This is a genomic window from Methylomonas sp. Uni0009, from assembly GCF_054188105.3.
The window spans coordinates 3525992-3546695 of sequence record NZ_JBTAFN010000001.1 but is presented as its reverse complement, the minus strand read 5'-3'; the positions used below and the strand labels follow the sequence as shown (position 1 = coordinate 3546695).

Here is a 20704-nt window from a genome sequence, read left to right as displayed (position 1 = left end):
CTCAAGTCAACACAAACAAAAAAGCCCGCCGAAGCGGGCTTTATTTTAGCGGTGGGTAACTTACAGCTTTGCCAATACCTTAGCCACTGTCTCACCCATCGCCGCAGGAGTTGGGGCAATAATTACGCCCAACTCTTTGAGCATTTCCACTTTCTCCGCCGCCGACTCGCCTACTGAGGAAATAATCGCTCCGGCGTGGCCCATACGGCGGCCTTTCGGAGCGGTTAAACCGGCGATGTAGGCCACAACGGGCTTGGTCATATGTTCTTTGGCAAACATACCGGCTTCCACTTCTTGCGGTCCGCCGATCTCGCCGATCATCACCACCACTTTCGTTTCCGGGTCTTGCTCGAATTTTTCCAGAATATCGCGGTGCGAGCTGCCGTTAATCGGGTCGCCACCGATACCGACTGAAGTCGACACGCCGATGCCCAGCGCTTTCATTTGATCGGCCGCTTCGTAACCCAGGGTACCGGAACGACCGACGATGCCGACGTTACCAGGTATATAAATATGCCCCGGCATGATGCCCAGCATGGCTTTGCCCGGACTGATGGTGCCGGCACAGTTAGGGCCGGTCAGCACCATGCGTTTTTCCTTGGGAAATTTGCTCAGAAAGATTTTGACTTTCATCATGTCCTGAGTCGGGATGCCGTCGGTAATCGATACGCAGTATTTGATGCCGGCTTCGGCGGCTTCCATGATCGAATCGGCGGCATAAGCCGGCGGCACGAACACGATACTGGCTTCGGCGCCGGCTTGTTCGACAGCGTCCTTGACGGTATTGAACACCGGGCGGTCCAAATGTTTTTGCCCGCCCTTACCCGGCGTCACGCCGCCGACCACGTTGGAACCGTAGTCGATCATCTCCTGGGCGTGAAAAGTACCAATCTTACCGGTAAAGCCTTGAACGATGATGCGAGTGTTTTGATCGATAAAAATTGCCATGTCTGTTCCTTAAGCTTGCGCGGCTACAACTTTGTTACGGGCTTCGACCGCTTTCTCGGCGGCTTCCGCCAAGGTATTTGCCGTGATGATGGGCAAACCGCTTTCTTCGATGATTCTGCGGCCTTCCTCAACGTTGGTACCGGACAGACGGACCACCAGCGGCACCTGCATGTCGATTTTTTTCACCGCATGGACCACGCCTTCGGCAATCCAGTCGCAACGGTTGATACCGGCAAAAATGTTGACCAGCATGGCTTTGACGTTTTTATCCTGCAACACCATCCGGAAGGCTTTTTCGGTGCGTTCGGCCGATGCACCGCCGCCGACGTCCAGGAAATTCGCCGGCTCGCCGCCCGCCAATTTAATCATGTCCATCGTCGCCATCGCCAAGCCGGCGCCGTTGATCATGCAACCGATGTCGCCGTCCAGACCGACGTAGCTCAAACCTCGGTCAGCGGCCGCCATTTCCCGTGGGTCTTCTTGCGTTTTGTCGCGCAATTCGGAGATTTTTTGCCGACGGAACAAGGCGTTGTCGTCAAAGCCCATTTTGGCGTCGAGTGCGATCAATTCGTCGTGGCCGGTAATGACCAAAGGATTGATTTCGACCATGTTGGCGTCCAGTTCACGCATGGCACGGTAGCAGCCTTGAATCAACTTCACGGCTTGCGGAATCAGATCGGCGTTCAAGCCCAGCGCAAAGGCCATTTCGCGGGCTTGGAAATCCTGTAAACCAACTGCAGGTTCAATGTAGATTTTTTTGATCGCATCCGGATTATTTTCCGCCAGCTCCTCAATCTCCATACCGCCTTGCGCGGAACCGACCATGACAATCCGCTCCTGGGCACGGTCGATCAACAGGCTGAAATACAGTTCCTTGGCAATATCGGTTCCGGCTTCGACGTATAAGCGCAGGCATTGTTTGCCGGCAGGACCGGTTTGGTGTGTCACCAATTTTTTGCCCAGCAAAGATTCGGCGGCATCGCTGACTTCGTCGTGGGTTTTGCAAATCTTGATACCGCCGGCCTTGCCGCGGGCGCCGGAATGAATCTGGGCTTTAACCACCCAGACGTGGCCGCCGATTTCGCGGGCGCGTTGCACCGCATCTTCCGGGCTGTAAGCCAGACCGCCATCCGCTATTTTCACGCCATAGTCGGCCAATAGCTGTTTTGCTTGGTACTCATGAATGTCCATGCACTCTCTCGTGATATTGGAAAAATGTAGGTTGGGTTAGGCATCAGCCCTAACCCAACACGAAGGCCTTAAATGTTGGGTTACCCTTGGTTTTTTCCCAAAGAGCAACCCAACCTACAATTTTTTATTTTGATTTCGCGGCAATCGCTTCGGCGGCACGGACGATGTTGTTCGCCATCCGTTCGGAAGCTGCATCAATCAAACGACCATCCAGTGCGGCAGCGCCTTTGCCTTGCGCGGCGGCTTCCTGCAACGCTACCAGGATGCGCTTGGCTTTTTCGACTTCCGCAGCAGGCGGGGTGAATACTTCGTTCGCTAAAGCGATTTGCGAGGGATGAATCGCCCATTTGCCTTCACAGCCCAGCGCAGCAGCGCGGCGGGCACCGGCTTTATAGCCTTCAGGGTCTTTGATGTCGCCGAATGGACCGTCGATAGGACGCAGTCCGTAGGCACGGCACGCCACCGTCATCCTGCTAATCGCCGCATGCCATTGGTCGCCGGGATAATCGGGATTCAAACCACCGATATTCACGGTACGGGCCCGATTGCTGGCGGCATAATCGGCGACGCCGAAATGCAGGGCTTCCACCCGACCGCTAAGCGCACCTTGTTTGGCAATATCTTCGACGTTGGCCATGCCCAGTGCCGTTTCGATCAGGCACTCGATGCCGATTTTGTTTTTCAGGCCTTCCTGCATTTCCAGCTGCGACAGCATCGCGTCGACCATATAGACATCGCCGTAGACGCCGACTTTGGGAATCAACAGCGTATCGATTTTAGCGCCGGCTTGTTCGACCAAGTCAACCAGGTCGCGCACCATATATTGCGTATCCAGACCGTTGATACGTACGGACAGCGTGATGCCGTTACCTTTCCAATCCAAATCGTTGATGGCCTGGATGACGTTTTTCCGCGCTTGCAGTTTATCGTCAGGCGCAACGGCGTCTTCCAGATCGAGAAACACAAAGTCCACACCACTTTTTAAGGCTTTTTCAAACATTTCCGGACTGGAACCCGGTACCGCCAATTCGCAACGTTGCACGCGCTGGGCATTAGCTTCGTAAAGAGTGTGACTCATGTATGTTTCCTACGGTTGGTTGGCCGGCTAAAAAACCGCGCCATGTATGGGTTGAAGAACGTGACATTTTACTTTCAGGGCCTGCAATGTCAATTGCGCTTGTCAGCTTCGGTGCAGGTTTGCGCCAGTAAACGACTTGCCGAATCACGGCTTCTGTGGCAACATCCCGCGATTTTCTAAGCTTCCAAAATTCCAAGGAGACACCAGATGGCAGGTCGCAATCACCTATTTGTTCCAGGGCCAACCAATACCCCACATGAAATTCTGAGCGCGATGCATGTGCCGATGGAAGATCACCGTTCGCCTATCTTCCCTAAATTGCTGGCGCCGATTTTGGAAGACCTGAAAAAAGTGTTCCGCACCGAAACCGGCCAATGCTTCGTATTCCCCGCCACCGGCACCGCCGGCTGGGAAGTGGCGATGACCAACTGCCTGAACCAAGGCGATAAGGTATTGATTTACCGCTTTGGTCAGTTCGGTCATTTGTGGGCGGAAGCTTCAAAAAAACTGGGCTTTGACGTGGAAATTCATCAGGTTGAATGGGGCAAAGGCATTCCTTTGGATCATTTGCAGGCGCGTCTTAACGAAGATAAAAACCACGAAATCAAAGCGATTCTGGCGACACATAACGAAACTTCTACCGGCGTCACCAGCGACATCCCTGGCGTGCGCAAAGCGCTGGATACGGCAAGCCATCCTGCGTTGCTGTTCGTCGACGGTGTCAGCTCGATAGGCAGCCTGGATTTCCGTCAAGACGAATGGGGCGTGGACGCCAGCATCGCCGGCTCGCAAAAAGGCTTTATGTTACCTGCCGGCCTGGCAATTCTGGGCTTCAGCCAAAAAGCCCTGGCCGCGATTGACAACAGCAACTTCCCGCGGTCTTTCTTCTCATTGAAAGACATGGCAGCCTCCAATAAAGACGGCTACACCCCTTACACGCCATCCACACCAATGTTGTACGGCCTGCGTAAAGCGCTGGAATTGTTGCTGGAAGAAGGTATGGAAAACGTCTACGCCCGTCATCACCGCTTGGGTGAAGGCGTGCGCCGTGCAGTCGCGGCCTGGGGCTTGCAAACTTGCGCGCAAGCAGGTTGGGACTCCGACACCGTCACTGCCATCGTGGTACCGGCCGATAAAGATGCCCGCCACGTCATCAGCACCGCGTACAACAAATACAACATTTCATTGGGCGCAGGCCTTAGCGAAGTAGCCGGTAAAGTGTTCCGCATCGGCCACGTTGGCGATATGAACGATGTTTCCTTGTTGGGTGCGATTGCCGGCGTGGAAATGGCTATGCTGGACCATGGCTTTGACATCAAAGCCGGCAGCGGCGTAGCTGCAGCCATCGAGTATTACCGCTCAACGGCTAAATAACATTCCCTAGATTTGGCGGGTGGCCTGCTTAACCAGCCACCCGTCATTCGATCAGCTTGTTATTCCCTCCGCCCTAGCCCCCCATCACAGCCCAAAACAGGCGGATATAGCACTTCCCTGTACTTTAGAACACGAGACAAGCAGCTGTGTTTTGTGCTTTAAGCACCAAAACTAACCATCTTTTGCACCATTCCACACCAAAAACACCTGATTTTTCACATCGAAAACAATTAAAACATCAGTAATTACTTAAAATAAAAGACTTTTTAAATAAGGGCATTGCTATTGCTTGATATTTGTTTGAGTTATCTTCTGACTCCAAAGCCAAAGGAGAAAATCATGAGACACCGCCTATTGTTGTTAGCAGCACTGATCGCTCCTGCTCATGCGGAAATTCATGAACATGAGCCCACTGAAATTCACCATCAAGGATTGCTAAAAAACGCCACTCAAAATAGCTTGGCGCCAAATTCCGACTTTTTAGCACCCGGTCTATGCTGGCTACCCGGCAGCTTAACCGGCAACCATAGCGTCGACCAGATCAACACTTGCGTTATGGAAGCCATTTACACCTCAGGATTAAATCGCGGCAATACCATAGAAGCGCGCGAAATTGGCGCAATGAACTGGTCCGTGATGAACTATCCCGCCATCAGTAGCGGAGCCTGGTCATTTATCCCCGACATTGGTTACCAATTTCTAGTGGAAAAACGCGCAGATGCCCAAATCAATCAGCCATCCGTGACGGTGCTTAGTGAAAAATCCTTGTCATCTATGCCCCTCGCCACGCTAACTTGGTTCGTATTGGGCTGCATGCTGGGTTCTCTAGCATTGCTGCGCAGGAACCAAGAAAAGCTAGCTATCGTCGCCGATTAAATTTTTAGCGGGCGTTTGCACTGTTAATTTCAATTCTTTATAGTCCCATCTGCCGGTGCTTTGTTCAGCACCGGCATTGTCTGGGGCTAGTCCGCTATCTCCCGATCATCAGACGACAAAGCGTTGGGAGATGCGAATATGGCAAAAACTCTATATCAACTGTTAAACATACCCGAGTCCGCCGACGACCAACAAATCCATCGCGCATTCAAGGATATTGAACGCCATTTGCTAAAACGCGAAGACGACGCCGGCATCGATACACTGAACCGAACCCGAGAAGCATTTGTAATCCTGTCCGACGCCAATCGGCGCATCGCCTATGATCGTAAATTGGCAGCCAGCCGCTTGCCGCAGGATCTATCGCCACCTGCCGCTATCAACCGCCATCCTGCATCAACATGGTTGCAACGAGTTGCGATTGCCGCCCTGCTGCTATTTCCAATTGGCTCTTGGCTTTATCACGATCATCAGCAAACAAAACAACAAGCCGAACTAGAGCGCATCCAAAATGACAAGGCTATTGCTGCCGCCGAATTGCTAAAAAACCAGCGGGAGCAAGCGTTACGCGAAAATGAACAGATTAGCGCTCAATACCAAGACGAACAGCAAGCCAAACGCACGGAAATGGAATTAAGGCTCAGGCAACAGCAGCTGGATGACGCCAGAATACTGACCGAGCAACAGCTGCAAAACCAAGCTCGCGGCCTGGATTTAATGGAAAAACGTCTGAACACGGACGCGCGCGCGCAAGAACAAAACATCGCCGAACGCCAAGCCGAACTGCAATACCAAAAACCGGCGATGGCGATGGCCTTGCAAGAGCAAAAAGACCAACATTTGGCCCTGCAGCGGCAAAGATCCCTAAAGCAACACGATGAAAACATCGCCAGCATCAATAGTTTGCGGGCGGCGCGCTTGAAAGCCTACGACCGTGATCACCGCAATGGCGGCATAAGCACCTCCAACCCGGCCGTCGATCCTTGATCACCCCACAACCGATTCTAACCTGAAAGTACCTGACGTTTTACGATAGGAAATCCCATGAACAAACCCAAAGTCCTGCTTAGCCGCCGGTGGCCGGCAAGTGTTGAAGCCAAAATGCAAAGCCTTTATGACGTCACGCTGAATATCGACGACCATCCCTTGAGTGCTGACGAATTTAAGGCGGCATTGCAAAATTACGATGCGGTGTGCCCCAGCGTTTGCGATTCCCTGCCGGCCGAGGTGCTGAATGTCGCGAACAAGCGCTGCAAAATCCTGGGTAATTTTGGCGTGGGTTATAACCATATCGATATTGCCGCCGCCAAACAACAGGGGCTGATCGTCACCAATACCCCGGGCGTGTTGACGCAAAGCACGGCTGATATTGCGATGACTTTGTTACTGATGTCCGCACGGCGCGGCGCGGAGGGAGACAGGTTAGTACGTGCCGGCGCATGGGCCGGCTGGTGCCCAACGCATATGATGAGCAGCGATGTCACCGGCGCCACGCTCGGACTAGTCGGCTTCGGCCGCATCGCTCAAGCCATGGCGCGCAAAGCCCATCACGGCTTTGGCATGAAAATCTTGTATCTTAAGCCCAGTCCGGCAGACCCCGCCGTCGTTGACGAACTAAACGCGGAGCGTTGCGATACGCTGGAAGCACTATTACCGCGATGCGATTACGTGTCGCTACATTGTCCGGGCGGCAACGAGACTCGGCATTTAATCAATGAAAAAACCTTGAATTTAATGAAGCCTACCGCGCATTTGATCAATACCGCGCGCGGCGATGTGGTGGACAGCAAGGCTTTGATCAAAGCCTTGCAAGAAAAACGCATCGCCGGCGCCGGTCTGGATGTTTACGAAGGCGAACCCAACATAGATCAGGGCTTTTTGGCGCTGGAAAACGCCACACTGCTCCCCCACTTGGGCAGCGCCACGATTGCAACGCGCACCGCGATGGGGGAAAAGGTGCTGGAAAATCTTAAGGCTTATTTCTCCGGCAAAGACATACCGGATCGTATAGCTTAGAATCAAATTATTTATTCTCGAAAGTAAAGTATCCTCCGGGAAAGCGCCCGTGGGGGCTGTTGTGAACGGCTAAAAGCGGTGCTCAGAGGTAGGTTTCCCTCGCGAGTATATGAAAGCATCAAATCACACTCAATTTTAGGCTGGTGCCGTCATTATCAAAATGCCATTGTCGACCTGTTGGTAGTTGAGGCAAAATCAGGTTGGCTTGGTTAAAATCATCCGTGCGAATGTCGTTAGCGGTGATTATGGTGAAACTGTTGCCTATATTAGGCATAAAGCCATTTTTCAGGCTGATGGCGATTTTGGCGCTACCAACAATATAAGCCTCGCCGTTAACGTGCAGCTTGCTGTTATTGTTCAAGCCACCAATTACAAAGTTCAGTGTACCGTCACCGAATACTGAATAACCCATTTCAGGGGTTAGCGTCAATTCACCGAAAGGTGATGTGGAATTGCCGGGCGATATACTAAAACTGGCGTTCCATAATTGTTCAGGAAACTTCAATATCGTACCTGTTCCGGTCAGAATTCCTCCCTGGAAGTCAAGTAAACGTGATCCGAAAGTACCGTTTACCTTAGTTTCGCCTTCAAATTGCTTGTAACTGCCAGATTTGGTAGATATGAAATTGCATGTGCTACCCTGAGCAATCTCAAAATATCCACGATTTTCTATCTCAGGCGCCTCAGAACCCTGCGATTGGCATAGATTTACTCCATTATTGCGGTCTATTATGAATTTGCCGGTAACCTTGTTATCAATTTTGCCCCAGAATATATATGTCCAAGGCATATAGTCCTTTGCTGGGCGAAGTTGTCCACCAATTGTTCGTGGATCTAAGGCGATATTTTCACCAACAGCGTTAGTTACAGCAATGGTACCGGAGTTTTCGATCAGCGCTTGGGCTCCCTGTTTGTAACAATCAAAATATCCGCCGATAGCAATATATCCCTTGGCATAGTTGACCAATTTTTGCCCAGGACAAGTTATTTTTGACGGCAAATAAATACTTCCATAGTTTTCTAGTAATAAAGGTAAGTAATCATCAGTTTCACCAATTACTAGTCCACGATTTATTATATTATCAAAGCCTGGGCTTGATAAACCAGTTATGGTTTGATTGGCTTCAATAGTATACGGTGATGCAAGAGCTTGGCTGCCGGACAATATTAAATTCGCAATTATTAACATTGATTTTATATTGTCATTTAAATGTTTTGATTTTTTCATTAAATTTTCCTTATTTATTGATTAAGCTCAGCTCTTGATGGGGGATGCATAGTTATGACTAAATGTGCATCCACTTACAGTGGCAGTTTAAAGGCTTGTGAAATTTAGGTATTGTTGGATTTCGCAACGAAACTTTTTTCTTTGCTACAAACTTGATAAATGAATAAGACGCAGATACAACTGGTCAGCAGAAGTTTGCCACTAAGTTAAAGCAATATTCAGGCCTATTCCGTTATAAGTTCTTGGCTGTGCAAACTTGCTTCCTTCAAACATACTTAGAGAGCGTTGCCATCCAAATGCAAGACAACATCATCAACTTTAGGTGCGGGTAATGCCCCAAAGTGCGGCAAATGCCTTAGAGATAGAAAGGGTTACTAGGTGTGTAAATACTCAATTCCAAGTCAACAAAATTCCATCGCTTTTTACTCACTGATGATCGGTATCGGAGTGGCGTAAAAACCGTGTGTTATTGAATGGCTGATCGTGTTTTAAAATGCCGTGAAATCGCATGCAGTAGTTTACGCATGATAGCGCAGGCGACTTGTAACGGCTTCCTGCCATTGTCGACCAAGTGCTGGAAATAAGCTTGACCTAGGGATCATCTTGTTTGGCGCTCAGAGCCGGCATATGCATGCCTAACCAATATGCCTGTTACCCACTTTGGATGGCGGCATTTTCTTGTGCATACTTTTGCCCGGTTCAAAGGCCTTGGGATCTAGCCCGGCAAACTGACCCACTCGCGCTAGGACAGGTTGGCCGGTAGTAACAACAGCTCGCCCATCAAAGCAATGGCGCTGGTTTGGTTAATGCCTGTTGCTGGTAACAAATTCAAAATACGCGATAGCTCCGAGTGAGCCTTGCCCCCAATCATCACTTCCGCAGCCAACGCAGTAATGCGTTTTTCCAATTTACTAATCGCCAGCTTGGCATCGCGCAGCAACGCCTTCGGTTTTTTTTGCGTCGCACTCAGCGCGTGCAGATGTTTTTTCTGACCGGGCAGAGCATCAATGCGACCAACAAACCCACGTAAAGTCAGGCGTTGATTGATGGTCGTGCCCAAGCGACAAAACCCATGCGCTCCACATATTTCATCAGGGTATTGGCATCGACAGCATCGGTTTACTGTTTTTCACTAATACCTTGGTAAAGTGTTGCGAGGCCTAGGGATTGCCCCAAATCTCGGGAATACCGGCGTCATGCGACGAAATCGCCAGATCGAAGTGGTAAATGCCGGCACATCCAGGCAGCCCTTGATACCGGCTAATTGACGCTGGACAATGCGTCACATCTGCCCCATCTGGGCAGCGCCACGATTGCAACGCGCACCGCGATGGGGGAAAAAGTATTGGCGAATTTGCAGGCTTATTTTTCAGGCGAGGAACTTCCGGATAGAGTGATCCAATCCGGCACAACAAACCATGAATCGGCTTATCCCTAACGCTTTAAGCAATCGTGGGCTGTTTACGTTTTTTAAAACCCAAAATTCCTAGCAAGCCTACTAAAAACGACCAAACCGCAGCGGGTAATGGCACTGGTGCAGCCAGCATAGTACTCGCAATTTTAACGTCAGCCGAAAGCGTTTCCGATTCACCGGGATTGAGTGAAAAACTAAATACTCCGGAACTGCCATTGACCGTAAACTGCTCGGAAAAAGGCACTGAAAGCGTGGCGTTAAGGCTATCGAAACCATTAAAAGTGTAGTCTGAGTTGTAATAATCAAGATAGACATCGCTGTCGGCAGCCTCACCGGCAACTGCGGCATGAAGTATATAGTTCAGCGTTAAATCCACATTGATTACAGCCGTGCTGGAATTAAAAAAATTCAAACTGAATACACCGTAATGCTGCGACTTAAACTCACCGGCATTGTCTTGACCGCTCACAGAAAAGCTTAAGGGTGTGTCCAGAGTTAAAGGAAACAAACCGGCACCGTGGCTTGGCGTAACCGTACCATTGTCGGCGATCAAGAAAGAGTCCGGACTACCCAACATTTCAAAAGATCCGTCGATATCGAGTCCGTCAGCGCTCGAAGAAAGACTGTAAGTGAGCGTGGCATAATTACTAAATACGCTTACCGCATGAGCCTGCTGCCCGTAAAACACCGACAATATTGCGACTACCGTCGGGTAAAAAAATCTAGCGCTTCCGTTATTTGCAAATCCCATGTTGAGAATCCTAAAATCTAAAGTTCAAATTGAATGTGGGCTAGCGCAAAATCTGATCGCCCCAGCCCACATCTTTAACACCTTGTTTACATACAGCTAAGGTGCCAAGTAAGTATCGAAAGGCCGAATCGGGTCTTGCAAACCATTCGCCCCCACTGCCGGTATGGTCATGGTTTCTTCTATCGCCAGATTGCTGTTCAATGGATTACCTGGAGTCACGGCGACATTGTCCCCGGCATGTCCGTGCGGCACGACAATTTCAGGATGATCGAACGGTGCTTTGTCGTAGCGAACTCGTTCATCGGTGAGCGTTTTCAGAAACTCAATCAAATCGGCTCGTATCGATGCGGGCTGGCCGGACAGAGCGATCTGATTGACAACGATATGCTTGTTATCATTGTTGAAGTTACCCTTTCTGGAATAAAACTCAAGGACTTGCTCCAAAGTAGACATACTGCCGTTGTGCATATAGGGCCCAGTCAATTCAATGTTACGTAAAGTTGGGACTTTAAACGCAGCCTTGGTGGCAATACTCATTTTTTCTGTCGTCAAGTTCGCTAAAGCCGCAGCGGCTGTGGGAATGTAGGCCGAGCTGGCAACGGTACAGTTTTGGTTTCGCAGCAGCCCTTCTTTGCTACCATCTGCGATAATTCCATCAGCTACGCCAAACCAACGAGAAAACGGTATCGCGTTATCCGCCAAAGCTTTAATGAAGTCACAGGCTTGCAAAGTCGAGACTCCCGAATCCAGCACACCAGCTGGATTATCGAGCAAGTATTGGACATATTGCTTGGTAAATGACAAAGGATTACCAAAATCGTCCACGCCATCAACACCCACATCAGAGTCCGGGTCCGCTACGCCAGTGTTGGCAAAACCTAAGTCCATCAATTTGTAATAGCTGGTAGCGCCATTTCGAGTAGTGTCCCGAGTCACAACATTCGCGGCTGGTGTGATACCGCCGATTCTGCCGCCGTCACCGTCACCGATAGCATTCGGACCGTAAGGAATGGGTTGACTAAGCGGTCCGTAATTCATGCCCGGCGTAGGCGTCACCAAACTGGCATTGGTAGCTACCGCGGCAATGCTTAAGGTCGGCCCCCCATGGCACAGTTGACAATGGTTGCCGGTAAAAGCCTCAAACCCGCGTGTCAGGGTATCAATTTTTTCCTGATCGTACCCTAAGTTAGTCCAAATAGGCTCCAAGCTATCGGGATCGCGTGCGGTCAAATCGATTGGGGCCTGGTCCGAAATTAACGTGCCTTGGTATAACTGTAATGCGATACCGAAAAACATCGAAAAATTGGCTTCCATTTGGTCGTAAGGTACTTGTCCCTGACGCCCCCCGAAAGGACCGATACCGCTGTAGGACCAGTATTTCTGATTAAAAGCTTGCTTGATTAGTGCTTTATAAGTGGTATTTAGGCCGGGCCGCAAATTTCCAGCGCTGCTTAAACTATACGGACCAAGCACGCTATCTTCGTTGTGAACCTTTTGGTTCTGCAGCGGCTGCCTTAACAATAGTTTTCTTCCGATATCGGGCCAAACTCGCTGCCGGCATCCCATTTCCGAATCACTCAAAGGCGGAGCAACCGCAAGAGAGGCCAATGAAGAATTGACCAAATGTAAACGTGATTTTTGAACATTCCGCGCATTGACTTTCTCCCAGACACCGGCCGTTGGGTCACGGTCGCCCCATGGACTACTGCCGTTAAACACGTTATTGGCTCTGCCGTCCCAAAAATTGCGATGATTAAAAACCGCGTTGATCACGGTTGGCGCGTTACGCGGCTCAACCCGCCGCGTCCCAATACCATTCACGTGAAACACCGGATCAGCGCCTCTGCCGCATTGATCGTTATTGCCACTAAACTGTGGTGCACTAATGAAGGTTCCGCTAAAAGTACCTGCCGAAGACACTACATCGTCGGAATTAAAGGTGACCTGACTCGCTGAATTTAGCGGATCGCTATATCGACGTAGCGGAAAGTCGGCAACGCTGAGTTCGTGATTGGGACCACCCAAGCCGGTTGGCAACGCTTCGAAGGTCTGCCCGCTGGGCTGAGTACTTTTTTGACCAGGATTGATTTGATTTTTGACGCGGCTATCCGCGCCGGCATGGAAATGACAAGAGCCGCAAGCCATGCCATCGCTGCCGACATTGACATCCCAAAATAACGCTTTACCTAAAGCGATCGCTTTATTCTTGTCCACAACAATTGGATTTGGACCATCGGTAAGTCCCGGCACGGGCGGAACCGGCACACGTTGCAGCGGCATAGGCATAGGCCCATGGGCAACTGCTGCCTGCGACACGAGCAAACAACACATAATAACAATATCGGTTAATCTCATTTTTTGCCTCTAAATTAATCCTATCCGTCGCTTGATCAAGTATGCCGCAACATTGCCACCAACAGCCAACTCGCCAAGTCGCCAAGTCTCGTTGCAAGAGCGGCGAATTCACTCTTGCAACAGTAGCGTTTACCGTGAAAACTTACTCGAATTGCGCTTACCAAAGCCCAGCAAACCGACTAAAGCACTACCAAATAGCCAAACAGCACCAGGCAACGGGACGGGAGCGGCAGTGCTAAGATTCAATCGATACCCAGCGTGCGGGTTAAAGTTACCTTCTCCCGAGTTACCACCCAGATATATTGAATAAACCTGTCCGGCAACTGCGGTAAACACCAATGCGTTCGTAGCGTCTACGGTCGCGTCATGCGTCAAATAGGTTAGGCCGGTGGTGCCCATGGGGTTGTCCGCAGTAAAACTGGTCTCGTTCCAACCCGCATGGTGACTATAGTTGGGGGTTGTAGCCTTGGATGTATCCGTATCCATGCCGGTAAAAACCGTAACACCAAAATTGCTCCACGACTTATCGGGCTCGGAAACATTAAACAGTGGCGTTAACCTGATGGATACTTCGGTGGTAACGTCGGATTTGAACAAGCCTATATCGGTATTGTGCGCCCAGCCGGTAGAGCCATCGAACCAAGCGCCTTTAGCTGTATCGATATTAGCCAAGTACGTTGTACCCGCCACTGGACCCCATGCAGTCCCGTAGCGCGTCGCGGCATCGGCTTGCGAAATCTCCAAAGAATCTCCCGCAGCCGTAACATGCGCCGCCCAGTTCGCAATCGACAAGCCTTCGTAGCCAAACGGCCTTACCGCACCAACTGTTCCCAACCAAGGCAAAGGGGTTCCGGTATTAGTACTATTGTTATTGCGAGTCCAGCCGTCGGTAGATAAGGCCGCCGCATCGGTAGGATTACCGTTGGTAATGGGCTTATTGGTGTTATACATCGTGGTGGAGGCTGAAGCATTTGATACGCCAGCGAGGGTTATTGCGCCGCCAGCGATAGCTAAAGAAATAGCTTTGGCAAGTGTGTTTCTTATCATCAGATTTATCCTAAAAAATATGTCCTAAAAAGTTACTACTGAACTAGACTGCTAATGACAAAAAGGTCATTGTTGATCCCTTACGCTAAGCATCAACCGATGAATTAGCAAAAACGATGCCATAGCGAAAAGCCTTATAAAGCCTCGCCTTAACCAACAATAATCAGACCCCAGGAAGAAAAAACAGGTTAAATCACTTATTTAAATACGGGAATTGGCGCCAAAGAGGGCCGGTGCGAATGCAAGACCAACACCGAAAGTATGGTCAGTCACTTGTGAACAAAATAATGCCGTTTTTGGTTAGATCGATAGCGGACCAAAAAACGTCCTTTGCGAATTAGACTTCATATTTTTCACAGTCGACGCGACAATTATAAGACTTTGGTCTAATTTACTTTTTACCAACAGGCGCGTTGTTGGTCGTAAATGTTCCATAAATTAATCTATGTTATATACAGCATAGATTTACTGGCATTTACCCTATTTTCGAGCTATTCAGGTAATGGCGAGCAAGCCATTTTCAGGGACTAATTTATAGCCACCACTTCCATTCCGCTACAAACAAAGAAGGGCAAGACGAACTCGCCTTGCCCTTCAGTTCAAGCAGAATTTCAAATAACCAGCTTAAATCATGGCTTTTCTGCGGCCTTGCGCAATCATGCCCAACAAAGCGGAACCGAACAACCATACCGCGCCAGGCACCGGCACACTTGAAACAGGCGCATCCAGAGTGATATCGTCAATACGAATATCCCAGTCCGGATAACTGCCCAAAGCATAGTTTACAGTTGGGCTATGATTAAAGCCCTGGAAAGTCAGCCAGAACGCACCTATATCACCCCAATCGGAATCGGCAGCCAACAGGTCACTTAAAGTGACGTTCTGATCGAAAGTACCATCGTTAGCTACGACATAGCTAGCGATAGGTGCAGTATTACCGCCTTCCGGGTCACTGCTTGAACCGGCACCGCCACTCGTTCCGCCGGCAACAGTCAACAAGCCGTTGTTGATAGCATTGCTGTAACCGTACAGCACGAAATTGCCACCCGCCTCGCCATTGGTTACGTTCAGGTAAATATTTTGCAGGCTGAAGTTGGAAAGATCAGCCATACGCACATAGAGACCTGTGGAATCCGGATGGTACTGCGCTTCGCGATCACCTGAAGTACCTTGACGATGATAATGAGCGCCGGAATCAGTAGGATCGCCCACAGTACCCACTACGATACCGTTTTGAGCGAAGCAATTGGCATCTGGACAGCCACCGATAAAAGCGCCAGTTGTTTCATTGGCGTTACCATAAGTAGCCGCTGTCATTCCTTGGAAATCGACAGTCGCCGCTTCAGCATTAGTCGCTAAAGCCGCCGTGCCAACCAAAAATAAACCACCCAAGGTCTTGAGTGTAAAAGCTTTGTTCATCATCGATAAAATCTCCATCAGATAAAATCATTACGCAACAGACCGATGGCCTGTCATTCAGTTTGAATGTCCGGATTTCGGGGGATTGGACATTTACATTCAAAAGCGCTGGTCAAATCTATTTTCCACTCCACCAACGGCAATCCATGGGAGGCTAAAACCTGGCTTACCGAATTCTTGAGGTGTACGACGATTTGTTCAGCACTTGCATCAGGGAATTCCGCCTAGAAAGCGGGCTTAGCTAACAGATTTCCCGACAAAGCTAGAGCAGTTATCATGCCATCCTTAGGAAATCATATGTTCTGCGGGCTCCACGGCTTTCGCTCTGGCGAAAAAATCGAATAATTGAGCCATATCACTTATTTTCTGAAAAACCGAGGCAAAGCACTTACATATTTGCTGAGTGGCAAAATACCAGGCCTTTCTAAAACGCATAATTCCAAGTAGCCGACAACACACCTTCGCGCTCCAGCTGGAAACCGTTAAATTTGTCGGCGACAGGCTGCTGCCATTCCACACTAAAGTTGTGACCTGCCATCGCACCATCCGGCACGTTCAGATTTAGACCGAAGCCAACATCCCAGAATTTACCGCCGTAGTTGGCTGGACTGTCAACCGTCGCACCCGAAGAGCTTATTCGATTAAACGCACCGCGTATTTTGCCCTGGTCGGTATAAATACCGCGCAACGTGGCCGAGAGCCAAGTGGACACGCTATAGCCACCCCAAGCTGTGGCCTGAAACATGTCACCCAAGGCGTAACCCGATGGATTTCGGTCCTGTAAACGCTTGGTACCGCTAAGTTGAGCACCCCAACTCCAATCGCCAATTTGACCGGTATAAGTTAAACTCGGCTTGAAGTCCCAGGTACCGCTACCAAGTTGCATGCCGTAATCTTGTAACTCGCTGTCCGGCTCGTCTCTACCATCCAGCGTCACGTCCACATCGCCGCTAGGCGCACTAACGCCCACACCGGCATGCACATGATGACCGGGCGCATCGAACACCTTGACCATCGCCACCATCAGCGTGTCACCTAAACCGTGACTTTCGTGCCCGGACCCGTGTGCAGTCTCTGCAACCGCCCCCGGCAATTGTTCCAGGCTCATGTTCATATCCATCAACTGCGGCATCAGCATCAGATTCAGCCAATCAGTAGGTGCGTACATCAAATCAAGCATATGCATGTGCATACCCATTTCGGTCGGCCTCGAGATACAGCTGGTTGTACCGCAAGCATAATTCAACACAGCGCTGTCACCGGCGGCATGCGAGCCTTGATACATACCACCGGACTGATTGGCGTACATGTATCGGTAACCTACCATGATGTCGTCCGCACTATTCATCATATGCGCGAACATCACACCAGCCGGTGCCGATGCGCCGTGATTATGGTGATGATGATGGTGATCGCCGGCGCCACCGCCGAAAATTTGTCCCGGCGCCGATAGCGCGATATTGAGTCCTGCATGCGCCATCCAATAACTAAAATCGGCGTAATCACTTTCGCCACCCCCACCCAATTTCAGATTACCTTGATGGGTGTAATACTCCATGCCCAATTCCAGTTTGATACCACGATTAAACTGCTTGGCTACGGTAACACCGCCGCTCAGGGCTCCATAGCCGGAAAGGCGGAAATCGCTGGAATACATCCCGTCGGCGCGTGGCGCCAAAAAATACGGCGCGAAAAAATCGGCCTGGGATTGCGAGTAATAGCGCAGACTAGGCGTAACAGTGAGACCGAAAGGCAGTTTTTGCAGCCACTTCATTTCCATAGTGTGGGAATCAATGCCCCAGTCATCCCGAAAATAACGATAATCCATGTGCAAAGCGGCGTCGACCGCCGGGATATATTGATTCAGCCGGGTAGAGAAAGAAAATTGATTCCTCAGATTTGGACGAACTTCTCGGAATAAATCGATACCGACAATTTCCAGATTTGTAATGCCACTCCAGTTTACGGTTTCCGGCGAATTAAACATCTCATAATATTCTTCGGCAGTAACTTCGCCACGTACGTACACATATTTATAAGGGTTGCTAAGGTATCCGCTTTGCCGGGTGTAGTTGGCCGAAAGTTGCAATAATGCATTCTTATTAAGCACTTGGGACAGACCAAGATTGAACCCATTGGACTCACTAGACTCATCAAGCTCAGGATAAATCGCCGGATTGTGACCCGGATCTTGTGAATGATGATCGCTGTGCCCACCACCGCTTCGCATAACATCATTATGGGTGTAACTATAACCAGCCGAAACAGTGGTAAGTTTGTTATTAAACTCCTGCGAGAAATTAACCGAACCGAAGTTTGAGTTGAAATCGGGCTCGTTCGATTGACCGCCGGAAACCCCCAAAGTAGCGTCATCGAAATAATATTTGGCGCCGAATACGGGTTGCGTGCGGGTTTCTTGCGGCTGAGTCTGGAACGTTTGCTTGACCCGAGTGTTGGGCGGGACAACTTGGTTCAGAAAATTGCGGTATATACTGATTAAGGCGCTCTTTTCGAATGCCGCCTTTTGTGCAGCCGCATTATCAATAATAGCTTGTCGCTGAGATGCAGACGCCGTTTCAAGACTGCTCTGATATGCACTATAGGCCTGCAGCCATGCAATTTGTTCCGGTGTTGCGTTGGCAAATTGCGCTGGCGCAAGATTGATGTCGTCAACCCTCAGCTCAAAATCAGCGCCTGAATTTGTCACATCTTGTATATAACCCTTGTAATGAATCCACAGCGCATTAATATTCGAGAACGATGAATCAAGAGCCAAAATGCCGGTATGGTTGGTGGCAACTTGTTGATAAGCCACTCGATTCGCGTAATTTGCGCCATCACCCGTGCTCAAGTTTTGATTCACTGCCGAATTAAAACCGAGGATTTCCCAGACATCATTAACGCCTGAGCCATTTGCTTGCAGACTGTTAAAAAACATATTTGCAGCGCGAAAAGCCTTACCATCCAATTCTCGGATATAAATGCCCGATGAGTCGGCATGGTATTGGATTTCACGATCCGCAATTGTGCCTTGTCGATGGAGATGCCCGTCGGGGTTTAGAGGATCGGTAATTGTGCCGACTACAATGCCATTTTGTTGATAACACCCCGCTCCACCCGGGCAGAACCCGCCAGTATTGGTATCAGCCTTACCGTAAACAGCCGCGTTTACTCCCTGAAAATCGATAGTAACTGCGCTGGAAATAGTCTGTCCCCAACCCGCCGGAAAACCGGGTGCTGGATTAGCAGCTTGATACTGGGTAAGCAGTTGATCGGTATTCGCCGTTATAGCAGCGGTACCCTGCTGGATTAAATTCAATTCGAGCTGTTGGCTTTGGGATCCTATGGCAGTATAGGCTTCGAATGGTTCTTTAAATGACATTACACCTTGATATCCGGCCAACTTGGTCGGATCTACTCCGCCAGAGGCAGCCGAAATCACATCGGCACGGTTCTGGTTTTGATCTATTTTCGTTTGGTTAGTCATCACCTCGGGCATGCTGAACGACGGCGTCGCCCCACTGTATGTATCCCGATCCACGCTGAAGGTAAACTCCAGGCGATCCGACATTGGAATCACAAAATCGCCGTGATATACCTCTACGCGCATTCGGTTATCGCTTTCCTGATAATAGCCGTACTGCGCATTGGCCTCGGCCTGAGTCGTCGGCGTTGCCGCATGACTATCCAGCCCGGGCAATCCTAACGCTGCAGATGTCAGCGCAGCTAAAACCTTGTTTTTTTCGAGCTTAGTTGCAGCCACAGCCGCCTCCCGAACCGCCGTGTCCACCCTGCGAGGCTTCCTTGCTGGTAAAAATATGATCTCGAAAAGCTTCCCTGTTTGGATGCGGTGTGATCGCCATTTCGTCTTTGGCAAGATTACCTCTTTCCCAAGGAGACACGGCGCTACAGCCAAAACATTGAGTCAATACACTCAGAGCTAGCCCTTTGCATATAAGCGAAACAATCCGATTGTTATCCAACAACATCTTATTCGCTCAATAACTGGGTAATCTGCTTGCGCAACCCTTCTCTGTCTTCGTCGCGAAAGCCCAAATGAATCATCCGAATTCTGCCTTGTTTATCGACGATAAATGATGACGGCATGGCTGTTACTCCGAAAATGCGCGGACAGTCGCCTTCTGGATTAAACGACATCGGATAGTCGACTGCGGCGGACTTCAAGTATTCTTGCGCAGCCTCGATGTCTTCATCGACATTAATTCCTATCACTTCAAAGCCGTCCTTGAGTTGTTCATTACGTAATCCGTTCAAAAATGGCATCGCTTTTCGGCACGGGCCGCACCAGGTCGCCCAAAAATCTATCAATAACACTTTGCCCTTGTAAGCGGAAATATCTAGCCGATTAGTCCTATCTGCGCTAGTTGCGGGGCAACTCGGCACCGAACTTCCTATCTCTGCGGACAACACCATACTGCAATGGGCTATGAGGCAAAACGCTGCTACAACTTTTAATTTCATGGTCTGGGATGTCTATAATGTTGCTGTTATTGCCGTTTAGTTTTTTGAACCTGCAGTCACAACCAACGCCTCCCGGCCCAGGAAAAGACTACGGACTACTTTTGCAAGCAATACACAATCGACATCTTTCAAGATAAGCCAAGCTCATGCTTGCTGCTACACCCAATTTAAAGCAAGTAATATGCCACAAATAATATTGCGAATTATAAAACTCTAAAAACCAGGCAACCGGTCCGGTTGCGGCACGTGGACATGTTACAAATACGCATGTCGAAGTTCGTTAAAAACCGTAACAATCTGCCAAGTAAACCAGCAAAATCAAAGCATTGCGGTGTTCCTATCGGAACCGCCCCCGAGATGCTGTACGGTTTTAATACGTTCGAATATGCGCAATCAGCAATTCGAATAACGTTCATTTGCAGACATTGAGCTCTGCATTCAACCCAGATTGTCCATTAGAGGCTGAATCGCCCTAATATCAACAAGTTACTCTAATGGCATCTATTAGAAATCGTCAGAATTCGG

At 49.7% G+C, this 20704-nt stretch carries 17 protein-coding genes; 5 read left to right on the top strand and 12 right to left on the bottom strand.

Annotated elements, in window-relative coordinates; genetic code table 11:
- Nucleotides 1-60 precede the first annotated feature (60 nt).
- The 3 genes from sucD to ACWAU0_RS16470 all read right to left on the bottom strand — a co-directional run bounded on the left by sucD (nucleotide 61) and on the right by ACWAU0_RS16470 (nucleotide 3217).
- Nucleotides 61-948, bottom strand: a complete 888-nt coding sequence (gene sucD / locus ACWAU0_RS16480) for a succinate--CoA ligase subunit alpha (RefSeq protein ID WP_033156532.1) — start codon at nucleotides 946-948, stop codon at nucleotides 61-63.
- Nucleotides 949-957: 9 nt separating this feature from the next.
- Complete coding sequence (locus ACWAU0_RS16475; RefSeq protein ID WP_171695685.1) at nucleotides 958-2139, bottom strand: malate--CoA ligase subunit beta; 1182 nt, start codon at nucleotides 2137-2139, stop codon at nucleotides 958-960.
- Between the two features lie 124 nt (nucleotides 2140-2263).
- On the bottom strand, nucleotides 2264-3217 hold the full coding sequence (locus tag ACWAU0_RS16470) for an HpcH/HpaI aldolase/citrate lyase family protein (protein WP_171695686.1): 954 nt from the start codon (nucleotides 3215-3217) through the stop codon (nucleotides 2264-2266).
- Between the two features lie 207 nt (nucleotides 3218-3424).
- Here ACWAU0_RS16470 and ACWAU0_RS16465 point away from each other — a divergent pair, with 207 nt between their 5' ends.
- From ACWAU0_RS16465 to ACWAU0_RS16450, 4 genes are all read left to right on the top strand, one after another.
- Entirely contained in the window at nucleotides 3425-4591 is a 1167-nt protein-coding gene (locus ACWAU0_RS16465) for an aminotransferase class V-fold PLP-dependent enzyme (protein WP_033156535.1), read from the top strand.
- A 339-nt stretch (nucleotides 4592-4930) separates the two neighbouring features.
- Nucleotides 4931-5467 carry a hypothetical protein gene (locus ACWAU0_RS16460; RefSeq protein ID WP_319963184.1) on the top strand — a complete coding sequence of 179 codons (537 nt, stop codon included), beginning with the start codon at nucleotides 4931-4933 and terminating at the stop codon, nucleotides 5465-5467.
- Nucleotides 5468-5605: 138 nt separating this feature from the next.
- Nucleotides 5606-6454 carry a hypothetical protein gene (locus ACWAU0_RS16455; RefSeq protein ID WP_319963185.1) on the top strand — a complete coding sequence of 283 codons (849 nt, stop codon included), beginning with the start codon at nucleotides 5606-5608 and terminating at the stop codon, nucleotides 6452-6454.
- Nucleotides 6455-6511: 57 nt separating this feature from the next.
- Nucleotides 6512-7483: a 2-hydroxyacid dehydrogenase gene (locus ACWAU0_RS16450; protein WP_458137292.1), complete on the top strand. Its 972-nt coding sequence runs from the start codon at nucleotides 6512-6514 to the stop codon at nucleotides 7481-7483.
- A 118-nt stretch (nucleotides 7484-7601) separates the two neighbouring features.
- On the opposite strand, the gene ACWAU0_RS16445 is transcribed toward ACWAU0_RS16450, so the two are convergent.
- Both ACWAU0_RS16445 and ACWAU0_RS16440 read right to left on the bottom strand, forming a co-directional pair.
- A complete protein-coding gene (locus ACWAU0_RS16445) occupies nucleotides 7602-8711 on the bottom strand; it encodes a hypothetical protein (RefSeq protein ID WP_101051967.1) in 1110 nt (369 codons plus the stop codon).
- Between the two features lie 742 nt (nucleotides 8712-9453).
- Nucleotides 9454-9771: a hypothetical protein gene (locus tag ACWAU0_RS16440; protein ID WP_033156540.1), complete on the bottom strand. Its 318-nt coding sequence runs from the start codon at nucleotides 9769-9771 to the stop codon at nucleotides 9454-9456.
- Between the two features lie 204 nt (nucleotides 9772-9975).
- Here ACWAU0_RS16440 and ACWAU0_RS16435 point away from each other — a divergent pair, with 204 nt between their 5' ends.
- Nucleotides 9976-10149, top strand: a complete 174-nt coding sequence (locus tag ACWAU0_RS16435) for a hypothetical protein (RefSeq protein ID WP_225893087.1) — start codon at nucleotides 9976-9978, stop codon at nucleotides 10147-10149.
- Between the two features lie 4 nt (nucleotides 10150-10153).
- On the opposite strand, the gene ACWAU0_RS16430 is transcribed toward ACWAU0_RS16435, so the two are convergent.
- The 7 genes from ACWAU0_RS16430 to ACWAU0_RS16400 all read right to left on the bottom strand — a co-directional run bounded on the left by ACWAU0_RS16430 (nucleotide 10154) and on the right by ACWAU0_RS16400 (nucleotide 20131).
- A complete protein-coding gene (locus ACWAU0_RS16430; protein ID WP_033156541.1) occupies nucleotides 10154-10876 on the bottom strand; it encodes a hypothetical protein in 723 nt (240 codons plus the stop codon).
- 96 nt (nucleotides 10877-10972) lie between these two features.
- The gene (locus ACWAU0_RS16425) at nucleotides 10973-13090 is read right to left on the bottom strand and encodes a cytochrome c peroxidase (RefSeq protein WP_269468524.1); all 2118 of its coding nucleotides are present in this window, start codon (nucleotides 13088-13090) and stop codon (nucleotides 10973-10975) included.
- 270 nt (nucleotides 13091-13360) lie between these two features.
- On the bottom strand, nucleotides 13361-14278 hold the full coding sequence (locus ACWAU0_RS16420; RefSeq protein WP_129871381.1) for a hypothetical protein: 918 nt from the start codon (nucleotides 14276-14278) through the stop codon (nucleotides 13361-13363).
- A 624-nt stretch (nucleotides 14279-14902) separates the two neighbouring features.
- Nucleotides 14903-15700, bottom strand: a complete 798-nt coding sequence (locus tag ACWAU0_RS16415) for a hypothetical protein (protein WP_033156544.1) — start codon at nucleotides 15698-15700, stop codon at nucleotides 14903-14905.
- Nucleotides 15701-16121: 421 nt separating this feature from the next.
- Complete coding sequence (locus ACWAU0_RS16410; protein WP_458137291.1) at nucleotides 16122-19460, bottom strand: DUF3570 domain-containing protein; 3339 nt, start codon at nucleotides 19458-19460, stop codon at nucleotides 16122-16124.
- Complete coding sequence (locus tag ACWAU0_RS16405; protein ID WP_229427646.1) at nucleotides 19447-19560, bottom strand: DUF4266 domain-containing protein; 114 nt, start codon at nucleotides 19558-19560, stop codon at nucleotides 19447-19449. Before ACWAU0_RS16405 ends, ACWAU0_RS16410 begins: the two co-directional genes overlap by 14 nt.
- 127 nt (nucleotides 19561-19687) lie before the next feature.
- Complete coding sequence (locus ACWAU0_RS16400) at nucleotides 19688-20131, bottom strand: TlpA family protein disulfide reductase (protein WP_458139235.1); 444 nt, start codon at nucleotides 20129-20131, stop codon at nucleotides 19688-19690.
- Between the last annotated feature and the right edge of the window lie 573 nt (nucleotides 20132-20704).